This is a genomic window from Staphylococcus sp. LCT-H4 (assembly GCF_001866145.1).
Taxonomy (GTDB): Bacteria; Bacillota; Bacilli; order Staphylococcales; family Staphylococcaceae; genus Staphylococcus; species Staphylococcus succinus.
The window spans coordinates 492,105-504,875 of sequence record NZ_MODY01000001.1; the positions used below are offsets into that span (position 1 = coordinate 492,105).

Consider the following 12,771-nt stretch of genomic DNA (forward strand, 5'->3'; position numbering starts at 1 on the left):
ACAAATCTTACAAAGTTTACATTATGTATTTTTATGCAATAAAAATGTATAAATATTTCTTTGTATTTTTTTAGCTTACATGTAAAAATAACAGAATTTTTTAATAAATTGTTGAATTTATATTCTCTTGTTTTTTGATGAAATGAAGTTGTTTTTCATCAAAAATTAAGCCTCCTTTTTCAATATTAATATAGCAATATAGCGTCATATTTTTTAAAATCAATTTTTTCTTATAAAATATTACTATCATCTTTTCTTACTTTCGAGTGAATTTATTCTATAATATGTAGTAGATATTTATAAGAATTTTAACAAAGAGGTCATTAAAATGAATAAAAATAAAATCATTAACTATTGGGACAAGCGTGCACTATCTTTTAGCAAAGATAAACAAGCGGAATTAGAAAGTGCCCATGCTCAAGCATGGATAAAGGAAATTAATAATGTTACATCGATTCAAGAAGGCATGAAAATTTTGGATATAGGTACTGGAGCAGGATTCCTAGCTATTTTATGTGCACAACAAGGTGGCGATGTTACAGGTATTGATATATCTTCGGACATGATTAAATCGGCACAACAAAATGCACAACATTTTCAACAACAAATACAATTTCAAATTATGGATGCTGAGCAATTAGATTTTGAAGATGCAACATTTGACGTCGTTATTGCTCGAAATGTCACTTGGTTATTGTCAAATACACAAGGAGTATATAGTGAATGGCTCAGAGTATTAAAAGCCAATGGCACACTCATTAATATTGATGGAGACTATGGTAAAGATTCATTTGAAGACTATAGTAATATCCCTGATGATCATGCCCACCTCGCATTAGGCGATACTATGTTGCAAGAAAGCGAAGCCATTAAGCAAAGTATTTCAATTAATCAACAACAACGCCCACAATACGACATTGAAATTCTGCAGCGTTTAGGTTTTAAGCATATTCATGTCGATGTTGACGTTTATCAACGTGTGTATAGAAAAAAAGATGCTTTTTATAACCCAACACCTATTTTTTTAATTGCCATTACTAAGCCTTTCACCTAAGTATCCCTATTATTTATTAAAGTTAGTATTCTATTTATTATATTTCTAAATCTAAGATGCTCAGAACTTGCGTTATAGTGTAATTTTTATCATACTATAGTTGAAGTTGAACAAAGTATAAGGAGTGGTAAGAATGAATAAAGAACAATTGGATAAAGTAAAAAATGGTAAAGGCTTCATCGCTGCGTTAGACCAAAGTGGTGGGAGTACACCTAAAGCCTTAAAAGATTACGGCGTTACTGAAGATCAATATAGTAGTGAAGACGAAATGTTCAAACTCGTTCATGATATGCGCACGCGTATTGTATCATCACCTGCATTCAGCTCAGAAAAAATTATTGGTGCTATCCTTTTCGAACAAACAATGGACCGCGAAGTCGATGGCAAACATACTGGCGATTTCTTAGCAGATAAAGGCGTTGTCCCATTCTTAAAAGTCGATAAAGGCTTAGCCGAAGAAAAAGATGGCGTTCAATTAATGAAACCAATGCCAGATTTAGACGATTTATTACGTCGTGCAAATGAACATAAAATTTTTGGTACGAAAATGCGCTCTAACATTCTAGAGCTTAATAAAGCAGGCATTGATTCAGTTGTAAAACAACAATTTGAAGTTGCTAAACAAATCATTGCTGCTGGATTAGTACCTATCATCGAACCCGAAGTTAATATAAATGCTGAAGAAAAAGCAGAAATAGAATCCTATTTAACTGACGCTATTTTAAAAGAATTAAATAAATTAGACGAAGATCAACTTGTCATGTTGAAATTGTCTATACCTACTAACGTTAACCAATTCCAATCATTAATTAATCACCCAAATGTTGTTAGAGTTGTTGCGTTGTCTGGCGGTTATAGTAGAGAACATGCGAACGAAGTACTAAAACAAAATGAAGGTCTTATTGCTAGTTTCTCACGTGCCTTAATTAATGATTTAAATGTAAATCAATCTGAAGAAGAATTTGACAAAATTTTAGCTGAAACAGTAGATTCTATCTACGACGCTTCTGTTAACAAAAATTTATAATTTTGTAAGCTTACTTTTTCTTTAAATAGTATTTCCTAGAAAATCTTAAGCATTACAAATACTTTAGATAACTTAAAAAAGGAAGGTTTCTATTTTAATATAGAAATCTTCCTTTTTATGTTATTCGAGTTTATTTCTTTTCACTTTCAATATTTCATAACATACTTTGTCCCTAACTCGTTCATCCGTAATACTTATATTAATAAAATTCACTATTCAGGTCGTTCAATTGTAAATGTGTCTCCTAGTTTTGCGTAATCATTTCCTGCTAAACGTGCGACAGGTTCAAGTTTCAATGCGTCTATCTTGCTATCCCCAAAATAAATATCTTCATCGATATGATATTTCACCACTTCACCTATAATAAGGTCTGCACCGTCATCTTTTGAACCGATCTCTACAATTCGCTCCAATTTACATTCTAATCGAATCTTCGCCTCTTTTATACCTGGCACCGTAATGTTTTCAGAGTCAACAAGTGTAAACTTAGTGTGGTCCAGTTCATTTTCTTCTGGTTTCAATTGTGCTGCTGTTATATTCACATTTTCCACATTGTTTTCATCAGTAATGTGAACGACAAATTCGCCCACTTCTTCTATATTTAAAGCTGTATCCTTACGTTTACCACCTGCGCGTTGTGCTGAAATTGATATCATAGGTGGTGCGTTATTTACAATATTAAAAAAGCTAAACGGTGCCGCATTCAAGACACCATTATTATTTTGTGATGTTACGAAAGCGATAGGTCTGGGAATAATACTCCCCGATAATAATTTATAATTTTGCACATCTGATAATTGATTTGCTAATAATTTTTTCATTTTTGTATTCTCCTTTAAACAATAACGCTATATATTGTTTTAAAATAAGCAACATGTCTTTAAGCTATGTGTAATTATACTTAATACTTAAAATAATAACAATTGCTATGTTTCAAACATCTATATCATTTATTTTATTCAAGTATTGTTAATAAAAAAGCACATCTTCATTATTTTAGAAGACATGCTTTTTTTATTTATTCTTTTTCTATATGTGCTGGTATATTATAATGATTAGTCGTTTTTCTTTTTTGTGTAAAATAAAGCACAAATGCTATCAAATACCATACAATAACAATTAACCACTCAGATGGCCAAGCTAAAGAAGAAGGCATTCCTGGCAAATAAATTACAATAAATAAAATACTTAAAATAATAGCAATAATTCCCACCGCTCTGCCATTCTTAATACGATAAGGTCGTTCCAATCCTGGTTGGCTCTTACGTAACTTCAGAAATGAAAAAGCAACAAGCAAGTAGCCTAACACCACACCAATTCCTCCCGCATTAACAATCCATAAAAGGGCCGGTCGTCCTAATAAAGGCGCTACAAAAGCTAGAATACCTAAGAATAAAATACCATGTGTTGGTGTTTTGAATTTCGGATGTATATAGGCGAACCACTTAGGAATCATTCCGTTGTTTGCCATTGCATACAATATGCGACTGCCTCCTATAATAAAGGCGTTCCAACTTGTAATAATACCTGCTACACCACCAAGTACAAGTAAGACACCAAACCCATTACTGCCAAACAGATTAACCATAGCGTCAGCAGTCGCTAAATTACTGGTCGATAAGGCCTTTGGAGAAAGTCCTGTTGCTACACCAAATACGATAAGTAAGTAAAATATTACCGAAGCAACAATAGAGAATATTAAAATACCACCAATTTTTTTCGAAGGTGCTTTTACTTCTTCAGCAATTTGAGGTATAACATCAAATCCAACAAATAGGAATGGTATCATCATTAACACAGACATGGTACCACCCACACCATTTTCAAAAGGTTTTAAATTACTAAAGTCACCGTTAAATCCAGCGCCGAATACTAACAATAAGCCTACTGCAACAATAAAAATAGTAAATACCGTTTGCATAATAGCTGCTGGTTTCACACCAAAATAATTCAACGATGTCAGTAAAATACTACCTACAGAACCAATTAATACCCAAGTAATATAAACATCCCATCCAGCAATATTCCACATTAAACCTTGGTGTTCAAAGGGTACTACATAATCAATTACAGTTGGCAATGCCACAGCTTCAAACGTTATAACTGAAACGTATCCAAATAATACAGACCAACCAGAGATAAATGCGATCCCTGGAGAAAAAGCTTTCTTCACAAAGATGAAGCCTCCACCCGTTTCTGGTATAGCAGAAGCAAGTTCCGCATAAGTTAATCCAATTACAATAACTAAAAATCCACCTAGTAAAAATGCGATAATACTACCTACAAAACCTGCTGTAGACACCCATTCCCCCGAAAGGACAACCCAACCCCATCCTAGCATGGCACCAATAGCAAGGAACAAGACGTCAACAACATTCATCGTTTTATTAAATTGCGATTTCGATTTCATTGAACATACCCCATAACATTCATTAAATTTTAAAAAGTGATAGGTTAAGATTGAAATTACTGTCTTTTTCATCCTTAACCTACCATCAGTTAATTGCTATATTTCATTTATGACTGCCTTTGTTTATATATATTGTTAACTTTCATGTATTTCTATTTTTAGACTTCTACAGAGAGATATTTTGTTTCTAAGTATGGTTCAATACCTTCTGTACCGCCTTCTCTGCCATATCCACTTTCTTTCAATCCGCCAAACGGTGCATGTGCTGCAGATGGTCCACCATCATTCCAACCAATTACACCATAATCTAACTCGTTAAATAATTTTAATCCTGTACGATAATCATTAGTAAAGAAGTATGATGCTAAGCCAAATTCTGTATCATTAGCAATACGAATGACTTCATCTAAGTCACTATATGTCATGACTGGCGCTACGGGACCGAAAGTCTCCTCATACATTGCCTTCATATTTGTATTTGCATTAGATATCACAACTGGTTTCAAGAAATTACCACCTAGTGATTGGATATCATCAACACTTCTAGATAATTTACCACCTTTATCTTGAGCATCTGTAATGTGTGACAGGACTTTTTCCACTGCATTAGCATCGATGACTGGACCAACCTTCACACCTTCATCTAATCCATTACCAATTTTTAAGTCATGGACTTTTTCTGTAAGGCTTTCAATATATTGGTCAGCAATATCTTCATGTACATATATACGGTTTGCACAAATACACGTTTGTCCTGCATTTCTAAATTTAGAAGCTATTGTTCCATCCACCGCAGCCTCTAAGTCCGCATCCTTATGGACAATAAACGGTGCCAAACCACCGAGTTCCATCGTTACATTTTTAACTGTCTGCGCGGATTGTTCAATAAGTGTTTTCCCCACACCTGTCGATCCAGTAAAGGTCACTTTATTGATAAGCTCATGACTTGTAAATATATCGCCAGCATCTTTGCCGGAAGCAATAATATAAGACACAGCATCTTTTGGTATCCCCGCTTCATGCGCAAGTTCTACTAGTCTAATCGTTGTTAAAGGCGTCTTAACTGCTGGTTTACATATAATTGTACACCCTGCTGCCAAAGCTGGTGCGATTTTGCGTGTTATCATAGCTGCTGGGAAATTCCATGGTGTTATTGCACCAACAACGCCTACAGGAAACTTATCTACAACAATCTTCTTAGACGGTGTGTTAGCTGGTATTGTACGTCCATATACACGCTTAGCTTCTTCGGCATACCATTTTACATATGAATTCGCGTAAATAACTTCGCCTTTTGCTTCTGCTAATGGCTTACCGCCCTCTAATGTAATAAGACGTGCAAGTTCATCCTGATGTTCATCAATAAGTGTTGCCCACTGTAATAACTTAGCTGAACGTTCATGAGCATCTTTATATTTCCACTTTTCAAAAGCTTGATGTGTACGTTCAATTTGTGTATGAATATCCTCATGGCTTGTATATTCTAGACGTTCAATGACTTCATTTGTCGCTGGATTAGTAACTTCCAATTGTGTCATATGTTCGACTCCCCTTTTTAACTTTAGTTATACTAAATCATTACCTTTAAAAACGTATGCTTTAAACTGGCTCTATTTTATGTCAATTTATGATATACGGTGTGTCGTTGCAACTTGATCAAATACTTCTTTTAAGATTGTCAATCCTTGGTTAAGTTCTTCATCAGTAATAACTAATGGCGCTAAGAAACGAATCACATTTCCTTTTATACCAGCAGATAATAATAATAAACCGTTTTGGTTTGCTGCCTGTACAATTTTTCCAGTGCGTACTTTATCTGGTTGCCCCGTTTTAGGATCTATAATCTCTAATGCAACCATTGCCCCCAAACGACGAATATTTGCTATACTGTCATGTTTTTCACTTAACGTGTATAAATAATTTTCTAAATTATATCCTAATGTTTCTGCTTTCTCATTTAACTGCTCTTCTTCTATAATATCAATAACTTTTAATGCCGCTTCACAAGCTAATGGATTACCAGCATATGTCCCACCTAATTCACCTGGGGATGCACTATCAACAATTTCCGCTTTACCTACAACTGCACTTAACGGAAAACCTGCAGCCAATGATTTTGAAACTGTGATTAAATCGGGCGCAATATCAAAGTGTTCTATTGCAAATGTTTTCCCAGTACGTGCAAATCCTGTCTGAATTTCATCTACAACAAAAACAATACCATTATCTTCACAAATTTGTTTAACTGCTGCCACAAATTTTGAATCTGGAATAATAAATCCACCTTCACCTTGTACTGGCTCCATAACAATACATGCTACTTCACTTGGATCTACTGTTTCGATAAAGAAATCATGTAATTTATTAATGACTTGATCAATGTATTCAGCTTCTGATAATGATTCGGCTTTTTCAGAGACATTTGGATATGGGGCTTGATAGACTTCTGGAGCAAATGGTCCAAATCCATACTTATAAGGTCTTACTTTACTTGTCATAGACATCGTTAAATTTGTACGCCCATGGAAACCTCTGACAAATGAAACAACTGCCTGTCTTCCTGTATATTTACGTGCAATTTTCACAGCGTTTTCAACTGCTTCAGCACCAGAATTAAGTAAAATTGCTTTTTTATCAAAATGACCAGGTGTAATTTCAGTTAGTTTTTGGGCTAAATTCAAATAACTTTCATACATAATGACATTAAAACCGGGATGTATGAATTTATCTAACTGTTCTTTTAAATGTTTTGTTATTTTAGGATGTGTGTGTCCTACATTCAATGTACCAATTGCACCTGCAAAATCAATGAATGTATTGCCATCTATATCGGTAATCGTAGAACCTTGTGCTTTATCTGCAACATGTAAATTACCGTTACCAACACCGCGTGCTACATATTGTTCTCTTTTTGCTTTATAATATTCAAATTGCTCTGACATAAAGAAACCCCCTACACTTTTATATTCAAAATTTTAATGTTATCTAAAAATTTAGAATATTATTGGTATTGTGTAAAGCACCAGTTTCCCTTAATAGATGGTACCAACTCATCCTAACAATACTTTTTTTAAACGTTGAACAGCTTCTGGTACTTGCTGTTGCTGAATTTTAGAGAAACCTATGATTAGTAATTTAGATTCAGAATTATTTTGAAGCGCTTTCACAGAAAACCTGTTTATTGTATAAAGTTCTAATTTTTGAGCTCTTGCACGTGTTTCAATTTCTTTGTATGTGTATCGAGACTTTGCTTCTACTATAAAATGTAATCCTGCTTGCGTATCTTTAATCGTGATATCAGATTTTAATACTTTATTGAGCTCTGCTATTAAATACGCTCTTTTTTTGCCATAGAGTTGATGCATTTTCTTAAGATATTTTTCATAGTGTCCTTCTTTAATCATTAAATTTAATGTCAATGCATTTAACATAGAAAAATCAGGAATCATATTATGATTCTGTGATTCAAACTTTTTAATTAATGTACTTGGTAAAATCATATAACTTATACGAAGTCCAGGCATAAGTGTTTTCGAAAATGTACCTAAATAGATGACACTTTCATTTTTATCGAAACTGAATAATGAGGGGATATTATCAGTTTCATATTTAAATTCACTGTCGTAATCATCTTCTATAATATAGCTATGGTTTTGACTCGCCCAATTTAATAAATCGATTCGTCTTGAAACAGGCATAATTGTTCCCATTGGAAATTGATGTGAAGGCGTCACAATTACAGCTTGTGGCTGCAGCTGTTTAATTTGATTTATAGATATGCCTTTATGATCTAATTCTATAGGTAAGATGTGTGTCTCTGTTTGCTTTAACAACGCTCGAAACCTCGAATAGCCAGGATTTTCCACTGCAATCTTAACGTCATCTTCCATTAGCTGGATTAACTTCATTAATAATGTATTCGTCCCAGACCCTATAACAATTTGCTCTGGATGGCACTGTATCCCTCTTTGATATGATACTAACTTAGCTATAGACTGTCTCAGTTCTACTGGCCCTTTGATATGTGGTATCGCGGATAAATAATAATCGTAATTTTGAAATACTCTTTTCATTAATTTCGTCCACGTATCTACTGGAAATTCTGAGATGTCGGTACTCATATGAGAAAAAGAAAAATCATAAGCCTCTTCAAGATTACTTTCATGTGCTTCTAATGTAATATGCGCATGTGGATCAATAATTAATTTATCTAAGGGTTCAATAAAATATCCTTTCCGTTCTTTAGTGTAAATATATCCCTCTGCTAATAATTGTTCATAAGCTGATTTCACACTATTGACACTCACACTAAGATGTTCTGCCATTCCCCTTTTAGACGGTAACTTTTCATGGCTATCGTATTTAAATGCAAGTATGTCTTCTTTTAAACGATTATATATTTCTCGATAAATATACTGCTCTGTGTCTCGTTGCATGATTACACCCCTTTAATTCTTTCTATAATTTATATATTATACACATTGTTTAGATAGAGTTGTTAATGAATTTATAAATCGCTCTACATTTTTAATTTCTAATCAAAAACAGCGATTATCCTCTCGATAACCACTGTTTTAAAATACTCATTCATTAATAACATTCAATTTCATTCTATAAAATAGGTGATGCTAACTTTGCTATAGCTTGCTTAAACTTGATCCAATTAGAACGTTGTTCATAACGTTCTATAGTAAGCTCCTTCGATACTTTTAAATCCTCAAAGAAAGCAGCTTTTAGTTTTTTAGCAATTTGTTCATCATACATAAAAGCATTAATTTCAAAATTCAATTCGAAACTACGGATATCCATGTTTGATGACCCTACACTTGAAACTTCATCATCTATAATCATCATTTTCGAATGAATAAATCCATTCTCATATGTGTACACTTTAACCCCATCTTTTATCAATTGCGCCACACTAGTGATGGTAGCCCAATAAACAAAAATATGGTCCGGTTTACATGGAATAATTAATTGGACATCGACACCGGATTTAGCTGCAATGCGTAATGCATTGATATAACCTTTATCAGGTATAAAATATGGACTGTGCATGTATATAGATTCTTTAGCATTCATAATCATTTTCATATAACCAAATTCTATTTGGTGCCAATTGTCACTTGGTGCACTGACCGCCATTTGCATAGATACATCCCCGCCCTGTTGTGCGTTATCTGGGAAATATTTCGCATTATAATCCAATTGCTCTCGTTTTGCTTGTGAATTCCAATCGTGAATAAAACTTAATTGTAATGCATCAACGCCGTCACCTTTAACTCTGAGATGCGTGTCTCTCCAATAGCCAAATTTTTCATTTAAACCTAGGTACTCATCACCGATATTAAAACCGCCTACATATCCCGTCATACCATCAATGACAACTATTTTTCGATGATTTCGGTTATTCACTCTAAAATTCACAAACGGAATTTTAGCTTTGAAAAAGGCTTCAACTTGTCCACCTAAAGATTGAAATTTTTTAAATTTTGATTTATGTACCGTTTTAGATCCTACTGCGTCATAAAGTAATTTAACTTCTAATCCTTCACTAGCCTTTTGTTCTAAAATATTTATGATTTCGGTACCTAAACCATCTAATTCTAAAACATAATATTCCATATGAATATAGCTTTTGGCATTACGTAAATCTGCTTTCATTTGATCATATAAATCATGACCATCTGTATAGATGTCTACTTTATTATCATTACTTAAAAATGATGATTCTTTAGACATTAACGTTTGGGCAATATCTGCATGCTTTCTAACAATCGGGTTTTCCGAATTAAAGATATGATTCGTTGAATCTTGGAGTTGTGCTTTCACCCTATTCATTCCATCTTCAATTTGATTATGTTGAAATCCCTTTTCACGTTTTTTACGAATGCCTCGTCCAAAGAATATATAGGCGATGAAACCTAGGATTGGCATAACAAAAAGCAAGAACAACCAAGCCCATGTTGCAGTTGCATCCCTTCTATCTCTGTCTAAAAATACAATTAATAAAGCTAAAACAATATTAATTATAAAGAAAAAAGCTAATACACCTCGATATATCGGGCTTACACTTGCGTCAAATATTAGTTGCATCAAATCACCTCATACTTTCTCTTTTCATCTCCACTATAAATTTTCTATAATAATTTCTGTAAGCAATGCATTTTTTATACACCTGTTACCTACTATGAATGGTTTCCATTATATTCTAAAGTGCATACAGTTGCTATTTATTATGTTTTATCTAGATTTATTTATAAATATAATAAAACTATTTTTTCAATGTTTGTTCTATTGTGCGATTACGCCCTGCTTGCGAACCAAATAAAGTTATACCAACCGCTGTAATCAATAATATACTTAATGAAGCAAGCCATTGTCCTGTTAAGTCATGTAATATACCAAATAATAACGGGCCTAATGCTGCAAAAAGATAGCCAACCGATTGGGCCATACCTGATAGTTTCGCTGATGTTTGTATGTGCTCTGTTCTTAAACTAAAGAACGTATTCACCAATCCAAATGCCAATCCTCCTGCAATACCTATTAATATAGTAGAAATAATTGCAAGTGTTGGCATAAATAGCATAATAGCAACCCCTGCAACAAAGAGTAGTCCGGTAATAAACGTCAACAGAAATTGTGATTTCATTTTTGTTGCGAATATTGGTGTAATAAAAGTAAAAGGGATAATAGCTATTTGCATTATAGATAGATACGCACCCGCTTCGCTAATAGAGAGTCCATTTTGTGATAAATAAGCTGGCATCCAATTAATCAAAGAATAAAATATAAGAGATTGCCCACCCATGAGTATCGTAATTTGCCACGATAGTGGGGATTTCCATACATTGACACTTTCATACGATAGTGCCGTAGCAGTTTCTTGCTTGCCTTTTATTTGAAATGACCAAACGACTAGTGTTAGTAGCGTAATCACACCAATTGCACTTATAGCAATATTATAATTAAACGCTTTAACTAAAGGAGCTGTACCATAAGATGATAGGCCACCAAATACATTCATCACGACTGTATAATAACCTGTCATTACCCCAATATGTAATGGGAATTTTGATTTGATTACTGCTGGTGCAAGCACGTTGCCAAAACCTATCCCAACACCAATCAACACGGTACCTATATAAAGCCATGAAATGCCAGTGATTGACCTTACAATTATGCCGATAAGTATAAGACACAATGCAACAAAAATGGTTTTCTCTAATCCAAACTTATTACTCGTTCTCGCCGCAAATAGAGAAATCACTGCAAATGCTAATAATGGAACAACCGTTATCACACTAACGGCACTATTAGACATCGCTAAATCCGTTTTTATATCAGGTAACGCAACACCAATAGATGTAATAGGTGCTCTAAGGTTTGCTGCAACTAATAATATGCCTATAAATAATAACCAATTAACTGGTTTATTTTTCTTATATGAGTCCATTTTTTGACCGCCTTAAAACTTATTTTTTAAAAACAACACATTATATGGTACAATATGTACGTTATAATGTAAATAGGGAGCGATTATTTGTATAATATCCAAAACATAGTAGCTAAAAATATTTTAAATTATCGTAAAAAGCATCAACTCAGTTTAGATAAATTAGCAACAATGACTGGCGTCAGCAAAAATATGTTAAGTCAAATTGAAAAAGGCGCTTCTAATCCGACCATTACTACTTTATGGAAAATTGCCAACGGCTTGCATTTATCATTGTCACAATTAACTGCTGTAAATGATGAAAGTATAGACTTTATCGATGAATCCGACATTATCCCAATTATCGAAGACCAAGTCGCTATCTATCCTTACTTTCCGTATGATGATCAAAAAAAATTCGAAATGTTTAAAATGCAAATTGAACCTGGTGGAAAAATGATTTCCGAGCCTCATCATCCAGAATCTGAAGAATACATTATTGTAAGTGCTGGTCAGTTGGAAATTGCGATTAATTCTGAAAAATATACAATAAATAGTAATCAAGCGTTTCGTTTTAAAAGTGATGTCACACACACATACTTTAACCCGTTAGATAAAACAGTCGTATTTACTGCTACAATTTACTATCAATAATTCTTATACTTATATATTACAAGTGTTAATAGTATATATATATTTCTTGAAAAATAAAGTGCGCATATGTACTGTTTATTTTCACCAAGTCAATTCCATCCAATAATAGGCCAGTCCACTTTTTGACAAGTGAACTGGCCTATTTTAAATTATAATTATGACTCAACAAACTATTCTATACAAACTAT

The 12,771-nt window shown here is 33.5% G+C and carries 10 protein-coding genes; 3 read left to right on the plus strand and 7 right to left on the minus strand.

What is annotated here, in order from left to right:
- The first annotated feature begins 328 nt into the window (after nt 1-328).
- Nucleotides 329-1,054: a class I SAM-dependent methyltransferase gene (locus tag BK821_RS02335; RefSeq protein ID WP_071331093.1), complete on the plus strand. Its 726-nt coding sequence runs from the start codon at nt 329-331 to the stop codon at nt 1,052-1,054.
- A gap of 133 nt (nt 1,055-1,187) precedes the next feature.
- Entirely contained in the window at nt 1,188-2,081 is an 894-nt protein-coding gene (locus BK821_RS02340; RefSeq protein ID WP_071331094.1) for a fructose bisphosphate aldolase, read from the plus strand.
- 212 nt (nt 2,082-2,293) lie between these two features.
- Here the strand turns inward: BK821_RS02340 and BK821_RS02345 are convergent, their stop codons facing one another.
- The 7 genes from BK821_RS02345 to BK821_RS02375 all read right to left on the minus strand — a co-directional run bounded on the left by BK821_RS02345 (nt 2,294) and on the right by BK821_RS02375 (nt 11,950).
- Nucleotides 2,294-2,902 carry a flavin reductase family protein gene (locus BK821_RS02345; protein WP_071331095.1) on the minus strand — a complete coding sequence of 203 codons (609 nt, stop codon included), beginning with the start codon at nt 2,900-2,902 and terminating at the stop codon, nt 2,294-2,296.
- Nucleotides 2,903-3,099: 197 nt separating this feature from the next.
- The gene (locus BK821_RS02350; protein ID WP_071331096.1) at nt 3,100-4,491 is read right to left on the minus strand and encodes an APC family permease; all 1,392 of its coding nucleotides are present in this window, start codon (nt 4,489-4,491) and stop codon (nt 3,100-3,102) included.
- Between the two features lie 158 nt (nt 4,492-4,649).
- Complete coding sequence (locus BK821_RS02355; protein ID WP_046837514.1) at nt 4,650-6,029, minus strand: NAD-dependent succinate-semialdehyde dehydrogenase; 1,380 nt, start codon at nt 6,027-6,029, stop codon at nt 4,650-4,652.
- Nucleotides 6,030-6,116: 87 nt separating this feature from the next.
- Nucleotides 6,117-7,433 carry a 4-aminobutyrate--2-oxoglutarate transaminase gene (gene gabT, locus BK821_RS02360; protein ID WP_046837513.1) on the minus strand — a complete coding sequence of 439 codons (1,317 nt, stop codon included), beginning with the start codon at nt 7,431-7,433 and terminating at the stop codon, nt 6,117-6,119.
- Nucleotides 7,434-7,541: 108 nt separating this feature from the next.
- Nucleotides 7,542-8,927, minus strand: coding sequence for a MocR-like transcriptional regulator GabR (gabR, locus tag BK821_RS02365; protein WP_071331097.1), 1,386 nt, complete (start codon nt 8,925-8,927; stop codon nt 7,542-7,544).
- A gap of 175 nt (nt 8,928-9,102) precedes the next feature.
- Nucleotides 9,103-10,587 carry a cardiolipin synthase gene (cls, locus tag BK821_RS02370; protein ID WP_071331098.1) on the minus strand — a complete coding sequence of 495 codons (1,485 nt, stop codon included), beginning with the start codon at nt 10,585-10,587 and terminating at the stop codon, nt 9,103-9,105.
- Between the two features lie 178 nt (nt 10,588-10,765).
- A complete protein-coding gene (locus tag BK821_RS02375; RefSeq protein ID WP_071331099.1) occupies nt 10,766-11,950 on the minus strand; it encodes a CynX/NimT family MFS transporter in 1,185 nt (394 codons plus the stop codon).
- 87 nt (nt 11,951-12,037) lie between these two features.
- Between BK821_RS02375 and BK821_RS02380 the strand changes: the two genes are divergently transcribed.
- On the plus strand, nt 12,038-12,583 hold the full coding sequence (locus tag BK821_RS02380; RefSeq protein ID WP_046837509.1) for a helix-turn-helix domain-containing protein: 546 nt from the start codon (nt 12,038-12,040) through the stop codon (nt 12,581-12,583).
- Nucleotides 12,584-12,771 lie beyond the last annotated feature (188 nt).